A 22,882-nucleotide genomic window follows, 5' to 3' on the forward strand; every position below is an offset into this window, starting at 1 on the left:
GACGCCCGGCCGCGACGGTGAACAGCCATCGAGATGTCCACGTGTCGACAACAGGTCGACGGTGACCACCCACAATCGGCCAACAGGGGCATTCCGGCCTTGACCTGCGGGAAGAGGCCCCATCCCCAGCTTCCACACGTGTGATGACGAAGATGAGGTATTTCTCCCGATGAATCCTTGAACCACACTCTGGGTGGGAAGCCCCGTTCCGAGGCCCCCGGAGGCCCACTGCCACGCAACAGGAACGACGCGCACCGAGCCGGCGGCCGGCCCTGATCGGGATGGGGAATCTGCGGCCCAGGAGGCACAACCAGCTCATCTGGGGACCGCGGTTTCCCCCGAGGGGCCGCAGCAGGCACGATGAGCACCGCACCGGCACCGGACGCACGTCGTCCCCTCGCCGGTACCAGGAACAGGCGCACCCGGTAGAGGGGCGCCGAAGCTGAGCTGGGGTGGGTCGAGAGATGAAGTTCCGGGTGGCACGTGAGGTGCTCGCCGACGCCGTCGCATGGACGGCGCGCAGCCTGCCGCCGCGACCGTCGGTACCGGTCCTGGCCGGGATCCTGCTCGAGGTCGACGGCAACCAGCTGTCGGTCTCCGGCTTCGACTACGAGGTGTCGGCACGGGCCGAGGTCGACGTGCACGCCACAGAGAGCGGTCGCGTCCTCGTCCCCGGCCGGCTGCTCGCCGAGATCACGCGCGCGCTCCCGCCGCACCCCGTGGAGATCACGGCCGAGGGTCCGCGACTGTCCATCGCCTGCAGCAACGCACGGTTCAGCCTGCCCACGCTGCCGGTCGAGGACTACCCGTCACTGCCGTCGATGCCCTCCTCGGCGGGGCTGGTCGACAGCGATGTCTTCGCCGAGGCCGTCGGTCAGGTCGCCGTCGCCGCCGGCCGGGACGACACCCTGCCGATGCTGACCGGCGTCCGGCTCGAGATCGAGGACGACCTGATCACGCTGGCAGCCACGGACCGTTACCGGCTGGCCGTGCGCGAGTTCGCCTGGCGGCCGGAGACCTCCGGGGTGTCGGCCGCGGTGCTGGTCCCCGCCCGCACTCTGGCCGATGCCGCCAAGACGCTCACCAGCGGGCCGGAGATCGTGCTGTCGCTCTCCTCGGGCAGCTCCGGCGAGGGCATCCTGGGACTCTCCGGCAAGGACCGGCAGACCACGACCCGGCTGCTCGACGCCGAGTTCGTGAAGTACCGCGCGATCATGCCCAACGAGTCCAACTCTCACGCCACGTTGCCGGTGGGCCTGTTCACCGACGCCGCCAAGCGCGTCGCCCTCGTCGCCGAGCGGGGCACCCCGCTGCGCTGCGAGTTCACCCCGGGTCAGGTCACCCTTCGGGCGGGCGGCACGGACGAGGAGGGCAGGCCGAGGAGCGGTGCGACGTCGAGTTCGACGGTGAGCCGCTGACCATCGGCTTCAACCCGACCTTCCTGCTCGACGGGCTGGCCGCGGTGCACAGCGACCGCGCGCGGATGGACTTCACCAGCCCGCTCAAGCCGGCCGTGCTCTCCGGCGTCGACGAGCCGGCAGCCGACGACGGGCAGCCGGAGAAGCCGGCCGAGCGCAGCGGTAGCTACCGCTACCTGATCATGCCGGTGCGACTCCCGGGCTGAGAAAGGCCGTCGCGCCCCCGCTGCAGGAAGGCCGATTTCGCGCAGCGCCGCGCTAGCCAGCACGATGGGGCACTGACCAGGACAGAACGCCGAGAGGGGACGTCGTGCAGCTGGGAATGATCGGCCTGGGCAAGATGGGCGGCAACATGACCGAGCGGCTCCGCCGTGCCGACCACGAGGTCGTCGGCTACGACCACACGCCGGGCAAACGCGACGTGGACAGCCTGCCCGACCTCGTGTCGGCGTTGTCCGCGCCGCGGATCGTCTGGGTGATGGTGCCCGCGGGCGAGCCGACGAAGGCGACGATCGAGGAACTCGCCGAGCTGCTCAGCCCCGGCGACGTCATCATCGAGGGCGGGAACTCCAAGTACACCGACGACCAGGTGCACGACGTGCTGTGCCGGGAGAAGGGCGTCGGCTACATCGACGCCGGCGTCTCCGGCGGCGTCTGGGGCCTGGAGAACGGCTACGCACTGATGGTCGGCGGCACGAAGGAGGACGTCGCCAAGGCGCAGCCGATCTTCGACGCCCTCAAGCCGCCGGCTCCGCACGACGAGGCCGGCGAGGAGATGCCGGGCGCCGGCTTCGTGCACGCCGGACCCGTGGGCGCGGGCCACTTCAGCAAGATGGTCCACAACGGCATCGAGTACGCGCTGATGCAGGCCTACGGCGAGGGCTACGAGCTGCTGGCCGCCGTCGACCTCATCGAGGACGTCCCGGGCGTCATCGCCTCATGGACCCAGGGCACCGTCATCCGCTCGTGGCTGCTGGACCTGCTGGTCCGGGCGTTGCAGGAGGACCCGGCGCTCGACCGCATCACCGGCTACGCCGAGGACTCCGGCGAAGGCCGGTGGACCGTCGAGCAGGCGATCGAGAACGCCGTGCCGATGCCGACGATCGCCGCGTCGCTGTTCGCCCGTTTCGTCTCGCGCCAGGACGACTCGCCGACCATGAAGGCGGTCGCGGCGCTGCGCAACCAGTTCGGTGGGCACGCGGTGAAGGCCGTCCAGGCCCAGGAGGCCGAGAAGCCCGCGTGACGAAGGACCCCCGTGCCCCCACGCCTCGCAGGCTCGGCGCGGGGCCCTGCACGGGGCCGTTCCAGCACCTCGCCGAGGGACTGCTGAGGTGTACGTCCGGCACCTGCAGCTGGGGTCGTTCCGCAGCTGGGAGCGGGTCGACCTCGCGCTCGGGCCCGGCCCGACGGTGTTCGTCGGCCGCAACGGTGAGGGAAGACCAACCTCGTCGAGGCCGTCGGCTACCTGGCCACGATGAGCAGCCACCGGGTGTCCAGCGATGCCCCGATGGTGCGGCACGGTGCGGGCCAGGCCGTGGTCCGGGCCGCCCTGCGCAGCGGGGACCGGGAGCTCCTCGTCGAGATCGAGATCAACCCGGGCCGGGCGAACCGCGTGCGGGTCAACCGCGGCCCGCTCCCTCGGCCGCGCGACGTGCTGGGACTGGTGCGAACCGTCCTCTTCGCGCCGGAGGACCTGGCGCTGGTGCGTGGCGACCCGACCGAACGGCGGCGGTTCCTCGACGAACTGCTGGTCACCCGGACGCCGCGGCTGGCCGGCGTGCGGTCGGACTACGACCGGGTGCTCAAGCAGCGCAACGCGCTGCTGAAGACCGCGCGACTGGCCCGGGGCAAGGCGATCGAGACCCTCGACGTCTGGGACGGACACCTGACCGACTACGGCGGTCAGCTCCTGGCCGCCCGGCTGCAGCTGGTCGCCGACCTCGAACCGCACATGGCCCGCGCCTACGCGGAGGTCGCGGGCGACGGGGCCACGGTCGCCTCGCTGGGCTACTCGTCGACGGTGCCGCTCGCCGGGGACGGGACGGCGGTGACCGGAGGGTGGCCCGTGCCCACGGCCGCCGAGCTGACCGCGGCCATGCGGGAGCGCATCGTCGAGCGTCGGGGGACGAGCTGGACCGCGGCATGACACTGGTCGGTCCGCACCGCGACGACCTGGTCATCCACCTGGGCCCGTCCCCCGCCAAGGGGTTCGCCAGTCACGGTGAGTCCTGGTCGCTCGCCCTCGCGCTCAAGCTCGCGACGTTCGCCCTCTTGAGGGGCGACGGCGAGGACCCCATCCTGATCCTGGACGACGTCTTCGCCACCCTCGACGCCGAGCGGCGCACGGCGCTGGCCGCGGTGGCGGGGTCGGCCGAGCAGACGCTGATCACGGCCGCGGTGCTCGACGACGTGCCCTCCCAGCTGCGCGGGGCCCGGGTCGAGGTCGGCGGCGGGTACGCGGTACTCGTGAAGGACGGCGCCGGAGCCGGGAGGAGGCCTCGTGACACGCGTGCCCCTGGCCGGTCGGCCCCTGGTCGGGGAGGGTCCGTGAGCGACGAGCGCCCGGCCCGGCCGAGCGACATCGCCCGGGCCGCGCTCGAGGCCGCCCGGGCCGCGTCCGCCGCGCGGCCCCAACCGACGCGGCGGCGGATCGCCGGTCCCCGGCGGAAGTGGACCGGCGCGGGCCCGGGTGCCGACGACCCGCAGCCCCTCGGCCGGTTGGTGGACTCCCTCATCACCGAGCAGGACTGGTCCGAGCGCACCCGGGTCGGTGCGGTGTTCGGCCGCTGGTCGGCGCTGGTCGGCCCCGACATCGCCGAGCACTGCCGTCCGGAGACCCTCACCGAGGGGAGCTGCTGGTCATCGCGGAGTCGACGGCGTGGGCCACTCAGCTGCGCCTGCTGGCCCCCACCATCCTGGGCAAGCTGCGGGCGCAGGTCGGCGGGGACGTCGTGACCCGGCTGCGCGTTGTCGGACCGACGGCCCCGAGCTGGAAGAAGGGTCCGCGCTCGGTGCGCGGCCGGGGGCCGCGGGACACCTACGGTTAGGCCGGACGAGACAGGCGCCGTCGGGCTCGGTGGAGCTCCGGACGACGCCGGGAGGACGATGGAGCCATGAGCAGCCCCCGCGACCGCGACGGTGCCGACGACGGCAGCGACTGGCAGGAGCCCTCCCACCTCTCCGGGGAGGAGCCGGTCGACGAGCCGAACTTCGCCGACCGTCGCAAGCAACCCCGCGACAGCGACCACACCGCGGAGGGCGCCACCTGGCGGCCGCCGGGATGGGACCTGCCCGCGGTGACCCCCGACCGTGGACGGCAGCCCGACGTCGACCCGTCCTGGGCACCGCCCGCCGAACAGCCCACCGTCCAGCCCCCACCGCCCAGCCGCCCGGCCCGTCCCAGGGCGAGGCCCCGCCGCAGCGGCCACGGGGCGGGCTGTTCGGTTCCAGGCGGTCCCGGGATCCGGAGATCGAGCGGGCGTTCAGCTACGAGGGCGACCAGCTCGGAGCACAGGGCTGGGCCCTCCAGCACGGCTGGACGGTCTCCGACGGGAGCGGTCCCGACGACGCCGCTCTGGCCGACGTGCTCGCCGCGTCCCCGGTGCGGCCGGGCAAGGAGGCGCGTCCGGCCGGCGTTCTCCGTGGCCGTGCCGGCGCCGTCGAACTCGTGGCCTTCGACGTCGTCTACCCGTGGGGGCGCCAGTGGATGGCGAAGTACGCGATCACCGCGGCGCCGCTGCTGGGCTCCGTGCCGGTGCTGCGGCTCTCCCCGGCCCGCCTGTGGAAGCACCGGACCGGAGCCCTGGTGCCGGTGCTGAGCGGCAACGAGGCGTTCGACAGCCGCTGGCAGCTGCTGGCCGCCGAGGACGGCCCGCAGGTGCGCCGGCTGGCCCAGGACCCCGCCGTGCAGGGCCTCCTGCTCGGCACCGACGACGGCGACGAGTTCTGGACCGGCGCCGGCGCCGGGGCGCGGGGCGGGGACCTACGTCGCAGCCGTCCGGCCCGACGGGCACCGACCCCAGCTCATCGAGCACCACGCGCGGCTGCTGACGGCGATCGTCGGCGCGCTGGCCGTCGGCTACTGACCGGGCCGATCCGCTGAGCACCTCGGCCGCGCCCGACCCGGTCGCCGAGCGCCCGGCGGGCGCGGGGCTCCGCGAACTCCTGCCACTGCTGCGACCGCACCGTCGACCGCTCGCGGCCGCCGCGGCGCTGTCCCTGGTGGCCGCCGCGGGGGCGCTCGCGCAGCCGGCCCTGATCGGGCGGGTCATCGGCGCGGTCGGGTCCGGGAGCCGCTGCTGCCGGCCGTCTCCGCACTGGTGGTCGTGCTCCTCGCGGCGTCGGCGCTGTCGGCGTTCCAGCAGTTCCTGCTGCAGCGCACGGCCGAGGGGTCGTGCTTACCACGCGGCAGCTGCTCGCCGACCGGCTGCTGCGGCTGCCCGTGGCCGAGTACGACCGGCGGCGCACGGGAGATCTGATGTCGCGGGTCGGCTCCGACACCACCCTGCTGCGGGCGACCGTGACCTCCGGGGTCGTCGACGTCGCCGGATCGGTCGTCCTCGCCGTCGGCGCGGTGATCGCGATGGCGCTGGTCGACGGCTGGCTGCTGCTCCTCACCGTCGCGTCGGTCGCCGTCGGGGTGACCACCGCGGTGCTCGCATCGCGCGGGGTGCGCCGGCTGTCCCGGCAGGCGCAGGAACAGGTCGGGGCCATGACCGCGGCGGTCGAGCGAGCGCTGTCGGCGGTCCGGACGATCCGCGCCAGCGGGGCGACCAGCCGCGAGGTGGCGGCGGTCGGTGGCAGTGCCCGCCGGGCCTACCAGGCCGGCGTGCGCGTCGCCCGGCTCGAGGCGCTGGTCTCCCCGCCGGTTCGATCGCCGTGCAGGGAGCCTTCCTGGCCGTGCTCGGGGTGGGCGGGTACCGGGTGGCCAGCGGCTCGATCTCCGTCGCCGCGCTGGTCGCGTTCATCCTGTACCTGTTCCTGCTGGTCATGCCCCTGGGACAGGCCATCGGCGCCTGGACGCAGCTGCAGACCGGCCTCGGGGCACTCACCCGCATCCAGGAGATCCTCGCCCTGGAGCCGGAGGACGACGCCCACCCCGAGCGGCCGGCCCCCGCCGTCGCCCCCGCGCCCGGGGCCCCGCTGCTCCGGCTCGAGGGGTCTCCTTCGCCTATCCCGACGGCACGCAGGTGCTCAGCGAGGTCTCCTTCGACGTCCCCGCGGGCAGCCGGGTGGCGCTGGTCGGCCCGTCGGGAGCGGGCAAGTCCACGATCCTGGCGTTGATCGAGGGCTTCTACCCGGTGGGCGGTGGCGCGGTGCGGTGGGCCGGGACCGACGTCCGGGAGCTGCCGCGCGCTGCGCTGCGAGCCCGCCTGGGATACGTCGAGCAGGAGGCTCCGGTGCTCGCCGGGACGATCCGCGACAACCTGCTGCTCACCCGCCCGGAGGCCACCGATCCCGAGCTGTGGGCCGTGCTCGCCGACGTGGGGCTCACCGAGGTCGTCCGCCGCTCGCCACGTGGCTTGGACGTGCTGGTCGGCGACGAGGGGTGCTGCTGTCCGGTGGCGAGCGCCAGCGCCTGGCCATCGCCCGCGCCCTGCTCGCCCGGCCGGAGCTGCTGCTGCTCGACGAGCCGACCGCGAGCCTGGACGCCCGGAACGAGGGGCTGCTGAGGAGACCTTGGCCGCGGCGTCGGACGACCGCGCGCTGCTGGTCGTGGCGCACCGGCTGTCCACGGTGCTCGACAGCGACCAGATCGTCGTGCTCGACCGGGGCCGGGTCGTCGCCCGCGGGACCCATGCCGAGCTGGTGGACAGCAGCCCGCTGTACCGCGAGCTCGCCACCGCCCAGCTCCTCGTGTGACGAAGGACCCTCGTCCTCCCCACCACTCGCAGGCTCGCGGCGGGCCCCTGGACGAGGGCCGGCACGGTCAGGAGACGGCGGGTTCAGCCGACCTTCTCCGCTGCCCTGGCGATGCCCTTGACCATGCCGCCGAAGACGAATCCGTGGAACGCCGCGACGGCCCACCAGTAGGCGTGACCGGCCAGACCGTGCGGCGCGAACGTCGCCCGCTGGCGCAGCACCGTGCCCGCATCACCGTCGTGTTCCACGTGGAACTCCAGCCAGGCGAGACCGGGCAGCCGCATCTCGGCGCGCAGCCGCAGCAGTCGCCCTTCCTCGAGCTCCTCCACCCGCCAGAAGTCGAGGGCGTCACCCACGTAGAGGTCGTGGGCGTCCCGTCGTCCCCGCCGCAGGCCGACCCCGCCCACGGCCCGGTCCAGCCACCCGCGGGCCCGCCACGCCAGGGGAAGGAGTACCAGCCGGACTCCCCGCCGATGCCCTCGACGACTCGCCAGAGCGCCGCCGGATCCGCCGTCGTCGTCCGCGTCCGCTCGTCGACGTACAGGCTTCCGCCGGCCCAGTCCGGATCGGTGGGCAGCGGGTCCGAGGGGGCTCCGGGCACCGAGGCGCCCGACCACCGGGTGGTGACGGCGGAGTCGCGCACGCGGGCGACCGCCAAGCGGACCGCTTCGTCGAACCCGAGCAGCCCCTCCGGCGGATCCGGGACGAACTCGGCGATGTCGTGCTCGGTGCACACGACGGTGTTGCGCAGGGACTCGACCAGGGGCGGGCGATGCCGGCCGGGACCGGCGTGATCAGGCCGACCCAGTGGCTGGACAGCGAGGGGAGAAGAACGGGACCGGGAGGATCCGCCGTCGGGGCAGTCCGGCCACCTCGGCGTACCGCTGCATCATCTCGGCGTAGTTCATGACGTCGGGTCCGCCGACGTCGAACCCCCGGTTCACCGAGGCCGGCAGCTCCGCGCAGCCCACCAGGTACCGCAGGACGTCGCGGACGGCGATCGGCTGGATCTGGCTGTGCACCCAGCGCGGGGTGACCATCACCGGCAGCCGCTCGGTCAGGTACCGCAGCATCTCGAAGGACGCCGACCCGGAGCCCAGCACGACGGCCGCCCTCAGGACCGCGGTGGGGACGCCGGAGGCGAGCAGGATGTCGGCGACCTCGGTCCGCGACCGCAGGTGCGGCGACAGCTCCTCCCCTGGGGACGGAGGGCGCCGAGGTAGACCAGGCGCCCCACGCCCGCGTTCCGCGCGGCCCCGGCCATGAGCTCGGCGGTGCGGCGGTCGGTGTCCTCGAACGCCGCACCGCCACCCAGCGCGTGGATCAGGTAGTAGACGACGTCGACCCCGGCGCAGGCGGCCGCCACCTGGTCGGCGTCCGTGGCGTCGGCGCGGGCGATGTCGACCTCACCGGCCCAGGGCCGGTCCCGGAGGCGCTCCGGCGTGCGGGTCATCACCCGCACGCGGTGTCCGGCCGCCAGGAGCTCGGGCACCAGCCGACCGCCGATGTATCCCGTCGCGCCGGTGACGAGGCAGAGCTTCGATGCGTCGGACGGCGGTGCTGCGTCGGGAGCCATGCGCCCGAGTGTCGGCGCGTTCGCCGCGGGACGCTCGGCTCGTGGGGGCCCCAGGGGTCGCGGACGGACGCCGCAGGGGCCGAGCCGTCCGAGGACGGCGTGTCGCTCCCGGGGCAGGACCGGTGGTGGCGGAGGAGCCGGAAGCGCCTCAGACACGACGTCAGGGCGTGGACGACGGCATTCCTGTCGCTGGACCCGGTATCCTCGACACGAGAAACCGCCAGCAACCGGCCCAGCGTCGTTCTGCGCCCCTGAGGGCCAGTGCCGTTCTGCGCGTCGACCCCCGTGAGCACCGGGGAGACGCGTGCCGGTTGCGCGAAAGGAAGGCCCCACGTGGTCGCAGCACCGCAGACCGAGAACGCCTACTCCGGCAGTTCCATCACCGTCCTCGAGGGCTCGAGGCGGTCCGCAAGCGCCCCGGTATGTACATCGGCTCCACCGGCGAGCGCGGTCTGCACCACATGGTGTGGGAGGTCGTGGACAACTCCGTCGACGAGGCGCTGGCAGGCCACGCCGACCGGGTGCACGTCACCCTGCTGGCCGACGGCGGCGTCCGGGTCGAGGACAACGGCCGCGGCATCCCGGTGGACATGCACCCCGTGGAGAAGCGGCCCACCGTCGAGGTGATCATGACCGTCCTGCACGCGGGCGGGAAGTTCGACGGCAAGAGCTACGGCGTCTCCGGCGGTCTGCACGGCGTCGGCGTCACCGTCGTGAACGCACTGTCCACCCGCCTCGACGTCAACGTGTGGCGCGACGGGACCGAGTGGAAGCAGAGCTACGCCTACGCCAAGCCGGGCCCGCTGGAGGAGGTCGGTCCCACCAAGAAGCGCGGCACCGCGATCACCTTCTGGGCCGACGGCGACATCTTCGAGACGACGCACTACTCGTTCGACACGATCAACCGCCGCCTGCAGGAGATGGCCTTCCTCAACAAGGGCCTGACCATCGTGCTGCGCGACGAGCGGCCGGGGCACAGCAAGGCCGAGTCCGGGCTGTCCGACGAGGTCACCCTCGCCGAGGCCGCGCCGGAGGCCGGCGCCGTCGACGAGGCCTTCGAGCCGACCGAGATCACCTACAAGTACGACGCCGGCCTCATCGACTACGTCGCCCACATCAACGCGAAGAAGAGCCCGATCCACAAGTCGGTCGTCAGCTTCGCCGCGGAGGGCACCGGCAAGAACGACATGGCGATGTCGATCGACGTCGCCATGCAGTGGTCCGAGGCCTACTCGGAGTCGGTCTACACCTTCGCCAACATCATCAACACCCACGAGGGCGGCACCCACGAGGAGGGCTTCCGCGCGGCGCTGACCTCGATCGTCAACCGGTACGCCGAGGAGAAGAAGCTCTTCAAGGGCAAGGACGAGAAGCTCACGGGTGAGGACATCCGGGAGGGCCTGGCCGCGATCGTCTCGGTCAAGCTGGGCGACCCGCAGTTCGAGGGCCAGACCAAGACCAAGCTCGGCAACACCGAGGTCAAGGGCTTCGTCCAGCGGGTCTGCAACGAGCAGATCGGGCACTGGTTCGAGGCGAACCCGACCGAGGCCAAGATGATCATCAACAAGGCCTCGTCGGCCGCGCGGGCCCGCCGCGCCGCGCAGGACGCCCGCAAGCTGGCTCGCAAGAACCTGCTCAGCAACAACTCGCTGCCGGGCAAGCTCGCGGACTGCCGCTCGACCGACCCGCGCAACTCCGAGGTCTACATCGTCGAGGGCGACTCGGCGGGCGGTTCGGCCAAGTCCGGCCGCGACTCGATGTTCCAGGCGATCCTCCCGATCCGCGGCAAGATCATCAACGTCGAGAAGGCGCGCATCGACCGGGTCCTCAAGAACAACGAGGTCCAGTCGATGATCACCGCGTTCGGCACCGGCATCCACGACGAGTTCGACCTGTCGAAGCTGCGCTATCACAAGATCATCCTGATGGCGGACGCCGACGTCGACGGCCAGCACATCCGGACACTGCTGCTCACCCTGCTGTTCCGCTTCATGCGCCCGCTGGTCGAGGCCGGCCACGTCTACCTGGCCCAGCCGCCGCTGTACAAGATCAAGTGGGGCGGCAAGACCGGCGACGAGTACGTCTACACCGACCGCGAGAAGGACGCCGTCCTCAAGGCCGGCGCCGAGGCCGGTCGCAGGATCAAGGACGACGCGATCCAGCGGTTCAAGGGCCTGGGCGAGATGAACGCCAAGGAGTTGTGGGAGACCACGATGGACCCCGAGACCCGCATCCTGCTCCAGGTGACCCTCGAGGACGCCGCCACCGCCGACGAGCTGTTCAGCGTGCTCATGGGCGAGGACGTCGAGGCGCGCCGCAGCTTCATCACCCGCAACGCCCGGGACGTCCGCTTCCTCGACGTCCGACGAAGGACCCCGTCCTCCCCACCCTTCGCAGGCTCAGGGCGGGGCCCGGGACGGGGCCGAAAGCGGCGAGCCCCATGACCGTGACCAGCACTTTCCACCTTCTGTGCACCGACCTGTGGAGATCTGAACCGTGACCGAGACCCCCGCGCGTGACCGCATCGAGCCGGTCGACCTCCAGCAGGAGATGCAGCGCAGCTACATCGACTACGCGATGTCGGTCATCGTCGGCCGTGCCCTGCCCGAGGTCCGTGACGGGCTGAAGCCCGTGCACCGCCGCGTGCTCTACGCCATGTACGACCAGGGCTTCCGTCCCGACCGCAGCTACGTGAAGTGCGCACGCGTCGTCGGTGAGGTCATGGGTAACTACCACCCGCACGGCGACACCTCGATCTACGACGCCCTCGTGCGGCTGGCCCAGCCCTGGTCGATGCGCTACCCGCTGGTCGACGGTCAGGGCAACTTCGGCTCGCCCGGTAATGACCCTGCGGCAGCGATGCGTTACACAGAGGCGCGACTCACCCCGCTGGCCATGGAGATGCTGGCCAACATCGACGAGGAGACCGTCGACTTCCAGCCCAACTACGACGGCAAGAACCTCGAGCCGCTGGTCCTGCCGGGGCGCATCCCGAACCTGCTGATCAACGGCTCCGCCGGGATCGCCGTCGGCATGGCCACCAACATGCCGCCGCACAACCTCCGTGAGGTGGCGGCCGCGGTGTTCTGGGTCCTCGAGCACCCCGACGCGGAGCCGGAGGAGGCCCTCACCGCGTGCATGGAGCGGATCAAGGGCCCGGACTTCCCGACGTTCGGTCTCATCGTCGGCCGCGAGGGCATCGAGGATGCCTACCGCACCGGCCGCGGCTCGGTGCGCATGCGTGCCGTCGTCACCGTCGAGGAGGACTCGCGCGGCCGGGTGCAACTCGTCTGCACCGAGCTGCCGTACCAGGTCAACCCGGACAACCTGGCCGAGTCGATCGCCGACGCCGTCAAGGAGGGTCGCCTCCAGGGCATCAGCGAGATCGCCGACGAGTCCAGCGACCGCGTGGGCCGTCGCCTGGTCATCACCCTGCGCCGCGACGCCGTCGCGAAGGTCGTGCTGAACAACCTCTACAAGCACACCCAGCTGCAGACGACGTTCGGCTGCAACATGCTCTCCATCGTCGACGGCGTCCCGCGGACGCTGCGCCTGGACGAGCTCGTACGGCAGTACGTGAACCACCAGATCGAGGTCATCCAGCGGCGCACCCGCTACCGGCTGCGCAAGGCCGAGGAGCGGGCGCACATCCTGCGCGGCTACGCGAAGGCCCTCGACCAGCTCGACGCCGTGATCACGCTCATCCGCAACAGCGAGTCGGCCGACGCCGCCCGCGGCGGGCTGATGGAGCTCCTCGACATCGACGAGATCCAGGCCGTCGCCATCCTGGACATGCAGCTGCGCCGGCTGGCCGCCCTCGAGCGTCAGCGCATCCTCGACCAGCTGGCCGAGATCGAGATCGAGATCGCCGAGCTGCAGGCCATCCTCGAATCCCCGAGCGGCAGCGGAAGATCATCCACGACGAGCTCGCCGAGGTCGTCGAGAGGTATGGGGACGACCGCCGCACCCAGTTCGTCGCCAACGACGGCGACGTCTCGATGGAGGACCTCATCGCGGAGGAGGAGGTCGTCGTCACCATCACCCGCACCGGGTACGCCAAGCGGACGAAGAGCGACCTCTACCGCTCGCAGCGCCGCGGTGGCAAGGGCGTGATGGGCGCCCAGCTGAAGCAGGACGACATCGTCGACCACTTCTTCGTGGGTTCCACCCACGACTGGATCCTCTTCTTCACGAACAAGGGCCGGGTCTACCGGTCGAAGGCCTACGAGCTGCCGGAGGCCAACCGCACGGCGCGCGGCCAGCACGTGGCGAACATCCTCGCGTTCCAGCCGGACGAGAAGATCGCCCAGGTCATGCAGATCAAGGACTACACGGTCGCCCCGTACCTCGTCCTGGCCACGGCTCGCGGTCAGGTGAAGAAGACGCGGCTCACCGACTTCGACTCGCCGCGCCAGGGCGGCGTCATCGCGATCAACCTGCGCGAGGGCGACGAGCTCGTCGGTGCCGCGCTGATCGACGACACGTCCGACCTGCTGCTGGTCACCCGCAAGGCGATGTCGATCCGGTTCACCGCCGACGACACCGCCCTGCGGCCGATGGGCCGGGCCACCGAGGGCGTCCGGGGCATCTCGCTCTCCGACGACGACCGCCTGCTGTCGCTGATGGTCGTGCAGGAGGGCGTCGACGTCCTGGTCGCCACCGAGCGCGGGTTCGCCAAGCGCACCGGGATCGAGAACTACCCGAACCAGGGCCGCGGCGGGAAGGGCGTGCTCACTGCTGATCCGAAGGCCCGCAAGGGCGCCCTGGTCGGCGCCCTGCCCGTGACCCTCGGCGACGAGCTGTACGCCATCACCTCCGGTGGCGGCGTGATCCGTACGCCGGTCAACGGGGTGCGGCACAACAAGGACCGCGCCACGATGGGTGTCAAGCTCATGAACTTGCCTGAGGACGTGTCCATCGTGGCGATCGCCCGTACGACGGACAACGACGAGCCCGACGCCTAATCTGAGGGAGATCACAGGGTGACCGGACGGGCCACGCTGGGGAGCGGCGTGCGCCGCCCGGGGATGGGGAGACTGGCATGAGCGACCGAACGCAGGGTTCGGTGCGCACCGAGTCCCCCGCCGGGGATCCGGGCGCGGCGGGAGCCGCCGCGTCGACGGGTTCCTCCCCGCAGGCTGCTGGCGGCCCGGCCGGCTCCCCGGACCCGGCCCGTCCCGTGACGGGGACGCAGGCGATCCCCACGACTGGCGCGCAGCGAGCCCAGGGCCCGGCCACCGGGAGTACCCCGGCCGGCGGGCCCGCGGGCGCACCGCCGGTGCCCCCGCCGACCGGCAGCGCTGCCGCCGCGAGGCCGGAGACGGCCGCGGCCAAGGACGCCGGTGCCGAGGCGAGCGCCGACGCCGGTGCCGGGCGCGGCGCCCGTGGTCGCGGCCCGTCGCGCCCAGGGGGCCGTGGTCCCCGCCGGGCCCGGTTGCAGCTGCGCCACATCGACACGTGGTCGGCGCTGAAGATCTCGCTGGTCCTGTCGATCGCGATGTTCTTCATCTGGATGGTGGCGGTCGGGGTCCTCTACGGCGTGCTCAACGCCCTCGACGTCTTCGACACCCTGAACGACCTCTTCGGGCAGATCGGCTCGGCGTCCGGCACGGACACCGGTGGCGACGTCGTCACCCCCGGTCTGATCTTCGGTGGGGCGGCGATCATCGGTGCGATCAACATCGTCCTGATGACCGCCCTCTGCACCGTCGGCACGTTCATCTACAACCTCTGCTCCGACCTGGTCGGCGGCCTGGAGCTCACGCTGTCCGAGCGGGACTAGACGAAGGGCCCCCTGCAGGCTGCCTGAGTCCTCCGGGATCACCTGGGTGACCCTGGCCCCGCCGCACCCCTCCCACCGGTGGACAGATGCCGCCAGGTAAGCTTTCCGAGGTTCACGGGCCTGTAGCTCAGGCGGTTAGAGCGCATCCCTGATAAGGATGAGGCCGGAGGTTCAAGTCCTCCCAGGCCCACCCGTGTGCCGGCGCTCCGCGTCGAGGCCATCGAGGAGGTACCCCGCGTGCTGAAGAAGCTGGCTCTGGCCGCGATCGCGGCCGGGGCCCTCGCCGCGGTGCGAAAGCGCTCCGACGGCAAGGCCGAGGCCGACCTGTGGCACGAGGCGACCTCCGGCCCGCAGGCCGTCAGCAAGCCGACCGGCCGCTGACCATCCGGCCGGCCACCGCCACGGTGCCGGCCTCAGGGGACGTAGCTCAATTGGCAGAGCACCGCCTTTGCAAGGCGGGGGTTAGGGGTTCGATTCCCCTCGTCTCCACCCACGTGCTACACCGCTCGGGTCCGGCAACGACCGTCGACCTGCGCATCACCATCTCCGAGGACGTCCGCGCGGTGGGTCAGGCGCTGGGCTCGGCCGCGGGCGGGCGACCGAAGGTGACGGCTGCCCGCACGGCTGACGGTGCGTTCTGCAGCAGCTGCTGGTCCGGGCGGGCCCCGAGGGCGTCGTTCACCGTCGAGAAGGCCACGCGCAGCGACGCGTAGAGCGTCAACGCCACGATCGCCGGGTCGGCGAAGCCGGCGTCCCGCAGTGCTTGCACGTCCCCGCCGTCGTCGCCCCGGGGTCCGTCACCAGCTGCCGGGCCCATCGCGTCAGCGATCGGTCCCCGGGCTCGAGACCGGCGTCCTCTCCGCGGAGCACGGCGGCCGCCGGCTCGTCGCCGACCTCCCCGGCGAGACGGGTGCCCCAGGCCAGTGCGCAGTGCGGGTCGCCCACGGCCCCGGCCACCGCGGAGACGAGGAGGCCCCGCTGCCGGCAGGTGAGTCCTGCCGAGGCCGCCGCCTGCCTCAGCAGGTCCATCAGTGCGTCATGCGCGGCCGGCTGGTGCGCCCAGGCGTGCGAGAGGTTCATGACGTAGCCGGCCTCGGCACGGTCGTCGTCGAAGAGCCGGTCGGCGGCGGCCGACGGCGCGTGTGGGCCCAGGAAGCCGGTGTCGGGTCGGCTCTCGTCGAGCGTCATGCGGACCTCCCGGCCTCGGCGACGTCGGCGGCGAACCTAGCGGGGCAGGCACCCCGGCGACAGGTGCTCCGTGCCCGGACCACCCGCCGGCCGACGCCCGAAGCTGGAGGCCCAGTGGCGACAGCGACCTCAGACGAGTGCTCCCGTCACACCGTTCCCACACGGTCCGCCGTCCGGACTGTTGCCGACAGTAGCGTCCGGCCCACGGAGTGTTGCGCGTCGACGGAGCAGTGGGGGACGAGCCATGACGGGTTCCATGACCCACGCCGAGTACCTGGGGATCCGCCGGTTCGGCGTCCTGGACGGCCTCCGGGCGCTGGCCATCCTCCTGGTCTTCACCGCCCACCAGCGGGGCGACCTGTTCACGGTGTTCCACGGGGCCACCGGCGTCACGCTCTTCTTCGTCCTCAGCGGCTACCTGATCACCACGTTGCTGCTGCGCGAGGAGGACCGTCACGGGCGGGTCGACTTCGCGTCGTTCTACGTGCGGCGGACCTTCCGCATCTATCCGATGTTCCTCGGCACCATCGCCCTCTACTGCGTGCTGATCCTGGGACTGGGGATGGACGCCGCGCGCCGCTCGCTGTGGGTGGAGAACCTGCCCTACATCGTGTGGTTCCCCGAGCACCTGCCCTACTTCAGGTCCACGGACGCCTACCCGGCCTTCAGCGGCGCGTGGTCCATCGGGATCGAGGAGAAGTTCTACCTCGTCTGGCCCGTCCTCGGCTTCCTGCTGCTCGCCGGGTGGAAGCAGGCCCGCGTGCCGGTCCTGGCCGTGATCGCCGTGGCGTCGTCCGCCACCGGCTTCGTCGCCGACCTCGTGTTCCTGGCCCCGTACCAGCACCTGGCCTTCGGTGCGATCGCCGCGGTGCTCCTGCACCGCGAGCGGACCTATGCGGCGGTCGCGACCCTGGGCCGCCCGCCGGTGCTGCTCGCCGTGACGGCCGTCGTGCTCCTGCTGCAGTTCACCACCGGTACCAGGGTGTACATCTACGAGGATCTCTACGGGGTGCACGGCCTGGCCATCGCCCTGCTGGTCGCCGGGCTGGTGACCACCCGGTCCCGCCGCGTCGCGTGGCTGAGCAGCCCGCCCATGGTGTTCCTGGCCGCGATCTCCTACACCTTCTACCTCGTGCACGGCTTCTTCGTGAACGGCGTCGAGATGGTCGTGCCGGAGGCCTGGGGCCGTCCGGGTTCCCTGCTCTCGGCGGGCCTCGCGCTGGGCCTGGCCGTCTACGGCTCGTGGATCGTGCACCGGTGGTTCGAGGAGCCGATGCGCCGGTACGGCGTGGCGCTGTCCCGGCAGATGGAGCAGCGGCGGGCCGTGCGCCAGGAGGAGCCCGCACCGCGGGAGCCCGTCGCCGTGTGACAGCGGTCCGCGGGGCTGCCGTCCCGGCCGTCGGCCGGACCCCTCGGGTGCGGCCTCCGGTTCGGTGGCAGAGTGGAGGGGTGACTGAATCGACTCCCGCCCGCCGCGCGGTGCTGCACACCAACCACGGCGACATCACCGTCGACCTCTTCCCGGACCATGCTCCCAAGACGGTGGCCAACTTCGCCGACCTGGCCGAGGGCGCCCGCGAGTGGACGCACCCCGAGACCCGCCAGAAGACGACCGACAAGCTCTACGACGGCACGATCTTCCACCGGATCATCTCCGGCTTCATGATCCAGGGCGGTGACCCGCTCGGGCAGGGCTTCGGTGGCCCCGGCTACCAGTTCGGCGACGAGTTCCACCCCGAGCTGTCCTTCGACCGGCCCTACCTGTTGGCCATGGCCAACGCCGGCCCGGGCACCAACGGCTCGCAGTTCTTCATCACGGTCGGCCCGACCCCGCACCTCAACCGCAAGCACACGATCTTCGGTGAGGTGGCCGACCAGGCCGGCCGGGACGTCGTCGAGAAGATCGCCGCCGTGCCGACCGCGCGCGGCGACAAGCCGGTCGAGGACGTCGTCATCGAGTCCGTCGAGGTGCAGCGCAGCTGACGCCGAACTCCGACGACGGCCCCGTCCCGGGGCCCACCCCGAGCGAGCGAGGGGTGGGCGGGACGGGGTCCTCCGGCTGCTACCGGCATCCCGACCGGCCGACCGGCATCCGCTGCACGCGGTGCGATCGCCCGATCTGCCCGGAGTGCATGATCCCTGCCTCGGTGGGCTTCCAGTGCCCCGAGTGCGTGCGGGAGGGCAGGCCTCGGTCCGCTCCGTCCGGCGGGGCAGCGGGTTGCGGACGGCGGGGCGCCGCTGGGGTGTCATCACGCTCGGCCTGATCGCGGCCAACGTCGTGATGTTCGTCGTGACCGCGATCTCGGCGGCATCGGTGGGCAACCCGCCCGCGGACAACTACCAGTCCCCGGTCTTCGCCGACCTGGCCCAGATGCCCGTCCTCGTGCAGCTCGGCGAGTGGTGGCGGCCGATCACCGCGGCCTTCCTCCACATCGGGCCCGTACACCTGGCGATGAACATGCTCGCGCTGCTCCTCTTCGGCTCCGAGCTGGAACGTCAGCTGGGCCGGTGGCGGTTCCTGGGCCTCTACCTCGTCTCCGCCTTGGGCGGCGCGGTGGCGATCCAGCTGTTCGGCAACCCGGGCGGATACGTCGCCGGCGCCTCCACGGCCATCTACGGGCTCCTGGGGGCCCTGGGCGTGCTGCTGCTGGCCAGCCGGCAGGACATCCGAGGCCTGCTGACGCTGCTGGCCATCAACGTGTTCATCAGCTTCCTGCCCGGCGTCTCGCTGCTCGGTCACCTGGGTGGGCTCGTGGCCGGCGCACTGGCCGCGGGTGTCCTCGTCGCGACCCGGCGGCGGACGGATCTGCAGCTCCCGGGACTCGCCCTGCTCGGTGTCGTCCTGGCGGTCGTGGCCGTGACGGCCCCGACGGTCGCCGTGCTCAGCATCTAGCGGACCGGCATCTAGCGGACCGTCGGGTCCAGCTTCCACAGCGCGCGGGCCACCGCTTCGGGGTCGGCCCCCAGGTCTCGACGGGCGAGCACGACCAGCGTGCCGTCGCCCTCGGGTCCGGTGGCGGTGTCCAGTTCGAGGGTCCGGCCGCGCAGCCCGAACCGCCGGGTCTCCCGCACCCGCACCCGCAGGCCCGGCCAGGGCAGGACGGTGCGACCGGTGAGCCGCCGGACGACGACCCCGTCGGGACCGGCGGCCAGCCGCGGCCGGGTCAGCAGGTCGCGGGCCGTCATGGCGAGGAGCAGGACCGCGCCGGCGACGGCCAGGATCCGGCCCGGCGCATCGACGACGAACGGGACGCCCACCGCGAGGAGGACGCCCAGGAAGGCCGAGGCAGCGGTGTCCCGGGCGGGCGGAGACCACGTCATGGCCGGAGCCTGCCACCGCCGGGCCGTTCTACGATCGGTCAGGGCTGACCGTTCGGCGCCCGGACCGTCGTCGAGGAGTTCGACCATGCGAGATGCCGTCATCTGTACCGCCGTCCGGACGCCCGTGGGCAAGCGCGGCGGAGGATTGTCCGGCGTGCACGCCGTCGACCTCTCCGCGCACGTGCTCAGCGTCCTGGCCGAACGGTCGGGCATCGACCCCGCCGTGGTCGAGGACGTGTTCTGGGGCTGCGTGAGCCAGGTCGGCGAGCAGACGTTCAACATCGGCCGCAACGCTCCCTGGCGGCGGGCTGGCCGGAGAGCGTCCCCGGCACGACGATCGACCGCCAGTGCGGCTCGTCCCAGCAGGCGGTGGCGTTCGCGGCGGCCACGGTGATCAGCGGGCAGGCCGATGTCGTCGTCGCCGGTGGCGTCGAGTCGATGAGCCGGGTGCCGATGGGGGCTGCGCGCGGTGACGGGTCGGCCGGGAAGCCGCTCGGCCCCCGGTACCTGGAGCGCTACGACGGCGTGTACCCGAACCAGGGCGTCGGTGCGGAGATGATCGCCGAGCGCTGGGGCTTCTCGCGCACCGAGCTCGACGAGTTCTCGCTGGCGTCCCACGAGAAGGCCGCCAAGGCCCAGGCCGACGGGGCCTTCGACGAGGAGATCGCGCCGGTCACGACGCCCGACGGCACGGTCGTGAGCGCCGACGAGGGCATCCGGCCCGGCGGCACGCTGGAGAAGCTCGGATCCCTGAAGACCCCTTCAAGGAGGACGGCGTCATCAGCGCGGGCAACGCCAGCCAGATCTCCGACGGCGCCGCGGCCCTCCTGGTCACCACCAGCGAGAAGGCCCGGGAGCTGGGGCTCACCCCGCTCGTGCGGATCCACACCACGGTGATGGCCGGGGACGACCCGGTGATCATGCTGACCGCGCCGATCCCCGCGACGCAGAAGGTCCTCGCCCGCTCCGGGCTGTCGATCGACGACATCGGCGTCTACGAGGTCAACGAGGCGTTCGCGCCGGTGCCCATGGCGTGGCTGGCCGACATCGGTGCCGACGCCGGCCGCCTCAACCCGCGCGGCGGCGCGATCGCCCTCGGACACCCGCTGGGGGATCGGGCGCGCGGATCATGACCACGCTCGTCCATCAGATGCAGGCGCACGGCATCCGGTACGGCCTGCAGACGATGTGCGAGGGCGGCGGCATGGCCAACGCCACCGTCCTGGAGCTTGTCGACGGCTGACGTTCCCCTCCGCTCAGGGCGGTCGTCCCTCGCGGCGGCCGCCCTGAGCCATCTCCGGGGTGCCTGGCCCCCGGGGGTGGGGACGACGTCCGCGCCGCGACGGAACGGTACCGGCCGCGCCGTCACTCGGGGCTCAGGCGCCACCGTGGTCCACGTACCCGCAGGTCAGCGGGGTGCCGTGACCGGTCGGTCACCGTCCCGGCCGTACGTCCTTGTCGACACGTCCACAGCTCCATGCACAGCTGGGGACAGACTCACACTGCTGTAGTTACCCCCGTGGTGCTCCTGTCACAGGAGCCTCACGAGAGGCGTTTCCGCAGGTCAGAGCAGTCCGGGTCCGTTCCGTCTCTCCACACTCGGTGGACAACCCTGGGGGTGGAGCGTCATGTCGACCTGTGGACGCAGCGTTCGTCTGTGCACAGAACGAGACCCCGCCCCGTTCACCGGCTCGCGTGCCGGCCGACGCCAGGGACGGGGGCCACGACGACAGAGGCCCCCGTCCCTGGCGGGGACGAGGGCCTCCGCGGAGGTCGGGAGCTAGCGCCAGCGCATCGACATGATCAGTCCGGCGACCATGGCGCCGAAACCGATCGCGAAGTTCCACGCGGACAGCGAGACCATGAGCGGGATCTGGTCGCCTGCGACGTAGTAGACGACGATCCACAGCAGGCCGATCAGCATCAGCCCGACCATCACCGGCGCGAACCACCGCGGGCTGGGCTGCACCGCTCGCCCCTGTGCAGAGCGTGATTGCAGTACGCCCTCGGGGGCGTGTAGGCCGACTTCTTGCGGACCTTGGACTTGGGCACCGGCGGACTCCTTCCGTGGGCCGGGCTGTCACCTCCGGCCGGAACTGTTCCCAGCCTAAGCTGTGAGGGGACGTCGGGTCCGGGCACATGCCGGCGCACCGCAGGAGTTCCCCGAGGAGGTGTCCGTGCAGCGTTCGCCGTTCCCCGGTCCCTGGTCCGGGGCTCCGTCCTGCGAGGTGGCCGGATCTCCGCCTGGGGTGCGCTGGTGCCCGTCGTGGCCCTCCTCGCCGGCCTCCTGTTCGCCACCTCCGGCCGGACCGCCCAGGGCATGGACCTCCGGGCCGGTGAGATCACTGAACTCTCCGAGCTCATCGACCAGCGCACCAGTGCGATCGCCGATCGGGACGATCAGCTGGGGCAGCTCCAGCGGCAGGTCGAGCGGCTCACCAGCCAGGCCGGGTCCCGCGACACCGACGTGGCGGCCGCGCAGAGCGCCGGAGAGGCAGGCGCGCTGTCGGCGGCCCTGGTGCCGCTCACCGGCCCCGGTGTCGTCATCACGCTGGACGACGCCCCGTCCCGGCCCGACGGCAGCCGGCCGGCCAACGCCCGCGCCGACGACCTGGTCATCCACCAGTCCGACGTGCAGGCCGTCGTCAACGCGGTGTGGGCGGCCGCGGCCGACGGGGTCGCCATCATGGACGAGCGGCTCATCGCCACCAGCGCGGTGCGCTGCGTCGGAAACACACTCCTGCTACAGGGCCGCACCTACTCCCTCCGTTCGTCGTGACCGCGATCGCCGACCCCTCCGCGGTGCGGGCGCAGCTGGCGGCCTCGCCGCAGGTGGCGGTGTTCCAGCAGGCCGTCGACGCCTTCGGCCTCACCTTCACGGTGCGCGAGCGACCGGTGGTCGAGCTGCCCGCCTACGATGGGGCCCTGGACCTGGAGTTCGCCACCTCCGGCTGAGCCGACTCCCTCAGGTGTGGAGCCACCGGATGAGAGGAACTCGAGTGACGACTGCCGCGGACCGTCCGGTCCTCGTCGTCGACAACTTCGACAGCTTCGTCTACAACCTGGTCCAGTACCTGGGACAGCTCGGCGTCCGCTGCATCGTCCGGCGCAACGACGCCGTCGACGTCGACGAGCTCGCCGACCTCGAGGTCGCCGGGGTGCTCCTCTCGCCTGGCCCGGGGACGCCTGCCGGCGCCGGCGTCACCGTGCCGATGGTGCGGGCCGCGGCCGAGGCGGGAACGCCGGTGCTGGGGGTCTGCCTGGGTCACCAGGCCATCGCCGAGGCCTTCGGCGCCGTGGTGGTGCGTGCGCCGGAGCTGCTGCACGGGAAGACCAGCCAGGTCGTGCACGACGGTGACGGCGTGCTTGCCGGGCTCCCGTCTCCCTTCACCGCCACCCGGTACCACTCGCTCGCCGTCGACCCGGCCACGGTGCCCGCCGAACTCGAGGTCACCGGCGCGACGCCGTCGGGGATCGTCATGGCCCTGCGGCACCGGGAGCTGCCCATCGAGGGCGTCCAGTTCCACCCCGAGTCCGTCCTCACCGAGGGCGGGCACCGGATGCTGGCCACCTGGCTGGCCGCCTGCGGCCTCGAGCCTGACCCCGCCGTCGTGGACGCCGCGTCGGCCTCCGTGCGACGGCTGTCGGCCGCCACCGCCTGAGCCCGGCCGGAACGGCAGAAGGGCACCTCCCGTAGCGGGAGGCGCCCCTTCTGCCGTTCCGGTGTGCCGCCGC

25 protein-coding genes, 2 tRNA genes and 5 pseudogenes are annotated in these 22,882 nt (G+C 72.1%); 25 read left to right on the top strand and 7 right to left on the bottom strand.

Going from position 1 to position 22,882, the window contains the following annotated elements:
- Positions 1-464 precede the first annotated feature (464 nt).
- From dnaN to U6N30_RS30005, 11 genes and pseudogenes are all read left to right on the top strand, one after another.
- Positions 465-1,418 carry a DNA polymerase III subunit beta gene (dnaN, locus tag U6N30_RS29955; protein WP_324275140.1) on the top strand — a complete coding sequence of 318 codons (954 nt, stop codon included), beginning with the start codon at positions 465-467 and terminating at the stop codon, positions 1,416-1,418.
- 2 nt (positions 1,419-1,420) lie between these two features.
- Complete coding sequence (locus U6N30_RS29960) at positions 1,421-1,624, top strand: hypothetical protein (RefSeq protein WP_324278540.1); 204 nt, start codon at positions 1,421-1,423, stop codon at positions 1,622-1,624.
- 104 nt (positions 1,625-1,728) lie between these two features.
- Positions 1,729-2,661 carry a phosphogluconate dehydrogenase (NAD(+)-dependent, decarboxylating) gene (gnd, locus tag U6N30_RS29965; protein ID WP_324275141.1) on the top strand — a complete coding sequence of 311 codons (933 nt, stop codon included), beginning with the start codon at positions 1,729-1,731 and terminating at the stop codon, positions 2,659-2,661.
- Positions 2,662-2,749: 88 nt separating this feature from the next.
- A complete protein-coding gene (locus U6N30_RS29970; protein WP_324275142.1) occupies positions 2,750-2,896 on the top strand; it encodes a hypothetical protein in 147 nt (48 codons plus the stop codon).
- Positions 2,893-3,564, top strand: a complete 672-nt coding sequence (locus U6N30_RS29975) for a DNA replication/repair protein RecF (RefSeq protein ID WP_324275143.1) — start codon at positions 2,893-2,895, stop codon at positions 3,562-3,564. The genes U6N30_RS29970 and U6N30_RS29975 overlap by 4 nt, the downstream gene beginning before the upstream one ends.
- Positions 3,561-4,465: pseudogene (locus U6N30_RS29980) on the top strand (DciA family protein). Before U6N30_RS29975 ends, U6N30_RS29980 begins: the two are co-directional and overlap by 4 nt.
- Before the next feature lie 233 nt (positions 4,466-4,698).
- Positions 4,699-5,520: a hypothetical protein gene (locus U6N30_RS29985; RefSeq protein ID WP_324275144.1), complete on the top strand. Its 822-nt coding sequence runs from the start codon at positions 4,699-4,701 to the stop codon at positions 5,518-5,520.
- Positions 5,521-5,859: 339 nt separating this feature from the next.
- Positions 5,860-6,219 (top strand): annotated as a pseudogene (locus U6N30_RS29990) (ABC transporter transmembrane domain-containing protein); the annotation flags it as partial.
- 77 nt (positions 6,220-6,296) lie between these two features.
- Complete coding sequence (locus U6N30_RS29995; RefSeq protein WP_324275145.1) at positions 6,297-6,701, top strand: 6TM ABC transporter family protein; 405 nt, start codon at positions 6,297-6,299, stop codon at positions 6,699-6,701.
- Positions 6,608-7,090: an ABC transporter ATP-binding protein gene (locus U6N30_RS30000; protein WP_324275146.1), complete on the top strand. Its 483-nt coding sequence runs from the start codon at positions 6,608-6,610 to the stop codon at positions 7,088-7,090. Before U6N30_RS29995 ends, U6N30_RS30000 begins: the two co-directional genes overlap by 94 nt.
- Positions 7,003-7,401: a hypothetical protein gene (locus tag U6N30_RS30005; RefSeq protein ID WP_324278541.1), complete on the top strand. Its 399-nt coding sequence runs from the start codon at positions 7,003-7,005 to the stop codon at positions 7,399-7,401. The genes U6N30_RS30000 and U6N30_RS30005 overlap by 88 nt, the downstream gene beginning before the upstream one ends.
- Here U6N30_RS30005 and U6N30_RS30010 read toward each other — a convergent pair.
- From U6N30_RS30010 to U6N30_RS30020, 3 genes are all read right to left on the bottom strand, one after another.
- Positions 7,364-7,687 carry a DUF2867 domain-containing protein gene (locus tag U6N30_RS30010; protein WP_324275147.1) on the bottom strand — a complete coding sequence of 108 codons (324 nt, stop codon included), beginning with the start codon at positions 7,685-7,687 and terminating at the stop codon, positions 7,364-7,366. The two genes, U6N30_RS30005 and U6N30_RS30010, sit on opposite strands and share 38 nt — an antisense overlap.
- Before the next feature lie 387 nt (positions 7,688-8,074).
- Positions 8,075-8,383: a Rossmann-fold NAD(P)-binding domain-containing protein gene (locus U6N30_RS30015; RefSeq protein ID WP_324275148.1), complete on the bottom strand. Its 309-nt coding sequence runs from the start codon at positions 8,381-8,383 to the stop codon at positions 8,075-8,077.
- An 11-nt stretch (positions 8,384-8,394) separates the two neighbouring features.
- Positions 8,395-8,772 (bottom strand): NAD(P)H-binding protein, encoded by a 378-nt coding sequence (locus U6N30_RS30020; RefSeq protein ID WP_324275149.1) that lies wholly within the window; start codon positions 8,770-8,772, stop codon positions 8,395-8,397.
- A gap of 506 nt (positions 8,773-9,278) precedes the next feature.
- Here U6N30_RS30020 and gyrB point away from each other — a divergent pair.
- The 7 genes from gyrB (at position 9,279) to U6N30_RS30055 (ending at position 15,127) form a co-directional block, all read left to right on the top strand.
- Positions 9,279-11,300 carry a DNA topoisomerase (ATP-hydrolyzing) subunit B gene (gyrB, locus tag U6N30_RS30025; RefSeq protein ID WP_479690564.1) on the top strand — a complete coding sequence of 674 codons (2,022 nt, stop codon included), beginning with the start codon at positions 9,279-9,281 and terminating at the stop codon, positions 11,298-11,300.
- A 52-nt stretch (positions 11,301-11,352) separates the two neighbouring features.
- A complete protein-coding gene (locus U6N30_RS30030; RefSeq protein ID WP_324275150.1) occupies positions 11,353-12,969 on the top strand; it encodes a DNA topoisomerase (ATP-hydrolyzing) in 1,617 nt (538 codons plus the stop codon).
- Positions 12,855-13,820, top strand: a complete 966-nt coding sequence (locus U6N30_RS30035) for a DNA gyrase C-terminal beta-propeller domain-containing protein (RefSeq protein ID WP_324275151.1) — start codon at positions 12,855-12,857, stop codon at positions 13,818-13,820. Before U6N30_RS30030 ends, U6N30_RS30035 begins: the two co-directional genes overlap by 115 nt.
- Before the next feature lie 77 nt (positions 13,821-13,897).
- Positions 13,898-14,638: a DUF3566 domain-containing protein gene (locus U6N30_RS30040; RefSeq protein ID WP_324275152.1), complete on the top strand. Its 741-nt coding sequence runs from the start codon at positions 13,898-13,900 to the stop codon at positions 14,636-14,638.
- A 116-nt stretch (positions 14,639-14,754) separates the two neighbouring features.
- Positions 14,755-14,828: transfer RNA gene (locus U6N30_RS30045), tRNA-Ile, on the top strand.
- A 47-nt stretch (positions 14,829-14,875) separates the two neighbouring features.
- On the top strand, positions 14,876-15,019 hold the full coding sequence (locus U6N30_RS30050; RefSeq protein WP_324275153.1) for a DLW-39 family protein: 144 nt from the start codon (positions 14,876-14,878) through the stop codon (positions 15,017-15,019).
- Between the two features lie 35 nt (positions 15,020-15,054).
- A tRNA-Ala gene (locus tag U6N30_RS30055) sits at positions 15,055-15,127 on the top strand.
- Between the two features lie 79 nt (positions 15,128-15,206).
- On the opposite strand, the gene U6N30_RS30060 is transcribed toward U6N30_RS30055, so the two are convergent.
- On the bottom strand, positions 15,207-15,365 hold the full coding sequence (locus U6N30_RS30060) for a hypothetical protein (RefSeq protein WP_324275154.1): 159 nt from the start codon (positions 15,363-15,365) through the stop codon (positions 15,207-15,209).
- The gene (locus U6N30_RS30065; protein WP_324275155.1) at positions 15,356-15,826 is read right to left on the bottom strand and encodes a carboxymuconolactone decarboxylase family protein; all 471 of its coding nucleotides are present in this window, start codon (positions 15,824-15,826) and stop codon (positions 15,356-15,358) included. Before U6N30_RS30065 ends, U6N30_RS30060 begins: the two co-directional genes overlap by 10 nt.
- A gap of 256 nt (positions 15,827-16,082) precedes the next feature.
- On the opposite strand from U6N30_RS30065, the gene U6N30_RS30070 reads away from it, so the two are divergent.
- The 3 genes from U6N30_RS30070 to U6N30_RS30080 all read left to right on the top strand — a co-directional run bounded on the left by U6N30_RS30070 (position 16,083) and on the right by U6N30_RS30080 (position 18,719).
- A complete protein-coding gene (locus U6N30_RS30070; RefSeq protein WP_324275156.1) occupies positions 16,083-17,195 on the top strand; it encodes an acyltransferase family protein in 1,113 nt (370 codons plus the stop codon).
- Positions 17,196-17,275: 80 nt separating this feature from the next.
- Positions 17,276-17,809, top strand: a complete 534-nt coding sequence (locus U6N30_RS30075; protein ID WP_324275157.1) for a peptidylprolyl isomerase — start codon at positions 17,276-17,278, stop codon at positions 17,807-17,809.
- A 235-nt stretch (positions 17,810-18,044) separates the two neighbouring features.
- Positions 18,045-18,719: a rhomboid family intramembrane serine protease gene (locus U6N30_RS30080; RefSeq protein ID WP_324275158.1), complete on the top strand. Its 675-nt coding sequence runs from the start codon at positions 18,045-18,047 to the stop codon at positions 18,717-18,719.
- Positions 18,720-18,730: 11 nt separating this feature from the next.
- Here the strand turns inward: U6N30_RS30080 and U6N30_RS30085 are convergent, their stop codons facing one another.
- Positions 18,731-19,147: a PH domain-containing protein gene (locus U6N30_RS30085; protein ID WP_324275159.1), complete on the bottom strand. Its 417-nt coding sequence runs from the start codon at positions 19,145-19,147 to the stop codon at positions 18,731-18,733.
- Between the two features lie 85 nt (positions 19,148-19,232).
- On the opposite strand from U6N30_RS30085, the pseudogene U6N30_RS30090 reads away from it, so the two are divergent.
- Positions 19,233-20,044, top strand: a pseudogene (locus U6N30_RS30090) (thiolase family protein).
- Positions 19,927-20,390 (top strand): annotated as a pseudogene (locus U6N30_RS35875) (hypothetical protein). The pseudogenes U6N30_RS30090 and U6N30_RS35875 overlap by 118 nt, the downstream one beginning before the upstream one ends.
- Positions 20,391-20,927: 537 nt before the next feature.
- Here U6N30_RS35875 and U6N30_RS30095 read toward each other — a convergent pair.
- Complete coding sequence (locus U6N30_RS30095) at positions 20,928-21,083, bottom strand: cell division protein CrgA (RefSeq protein ID WP_324278542.1); 156 nt, start codon at positions 21,081-21,083, stop codon at positions 20,928-20,930.
- Between the two features lie 384 nt (positions 21,084-21,467).
- Between U6N30_RS30095 and U6N30_RS30100 the strand changes: the two are divergent.
- A pseudogene (locus U6N30_RS30100) lies at positions 21,468-22,102 on the top strand (DUF881 domain-containing protein).
- 44 nt (positions 22,103-22,146) lie between these two features.
- On the top strand, positions 22,147-22,809 hold the full coding sequence (locus tag U6N30_RS30105; protein WP_324275160.1) for an aminodeoxychorismate/anthranilate synthase component II: 663 nt from the start codon (positions 22,147-22,149) through the stop codon (positions 22,807-22,809).
- The last annotated feature ends 73 nt before the right edge of the window (positions 22,810-22,882 follow it).

It is taken from the genome of Blastococcus brunescens (assembly GCF_035320885.1).
Classification (GTDB): Bacteria; Actinomycetota; Actinomycetes; order Mycobacteriales; family Geodermatophilaceae; genus Blastococcus_B; species Blastococcus_B brunescens.

Excerpts from the sequence above, each read along its gene's own strand:
- dnaN (WP_324275140.1), top strand. The coding sequence starts at position 465 with ATGAAGTTCCGGGTGGCACGTGAGGTGCTCGCCGACGCCGTCGCATGG.
- U6N30_RS29975 (WP_324275143.1), top strand. The coding sequence starts at position 2,893 with ATGAGCAGCCACCGGGTGTCCAGCGATGCCCCGATGGTGCGGCACGGT.
- U6N30_RS29985 (WP_324275144.1), top strand. The coding sequence starts at position 4,699 with ATGGGACCTGCCCGCGGTGACCCCCGACCGTGGACGGCAGCCCGACGT.
- gyrB (WP_479690564.1), top strand. The coding sequence starts at position 9,279 with ATGTACATCGGCTCCACCGGCGAGCGCGGTCTGCACCACATGGTGTGG.
- U6N30_RS30035 (WP_324275151.1), top strand. The coding sequence starts at position 12,855 with ATGGAGGACCTCATCGCGGAGGAGGAGGTCGTCGTCACCATCACCCGC.
- U6N30_RS30040 (WP_324275152.1), top strand. The coding sequence starts at position 13,898 with ATGAGCGACCGAACGCAGGGTTCGGTGCGCACCGAGTCCCCCGCCGGG.
- U6N30_RS30065 (WP_324275155.1), bottom strand. The coding sequence starts at position 15,826 with ATGACGCTCGACGAGAGCCGACCCGACACCGGCTTCCTGGGCCCACAC.
- U6N30_RS30070 (WP_324275156.1), top strand. The coding sequence starts at position 16,083 with ATGACCCACGCCGAGTACCTGGGGATCCGCCGGTTCGGCGTCCTGGAC.
- U6N30_RS30085 (WP_324275159.1), bottom strand. The coding sequence starts at position 19,147 with ATGACGTGGTCTCCGCCCGCCCGGGACACCGCTGCCTCGGCCTTCCTG.
- U6N30_RS30095 (WP_324278542.1), bottom strand. The coding sequence starts at position 21,083 with ATGGTCGGGCTGATGCTGATCGGCCTGCTGTGGATCGTCGTCTACTAC.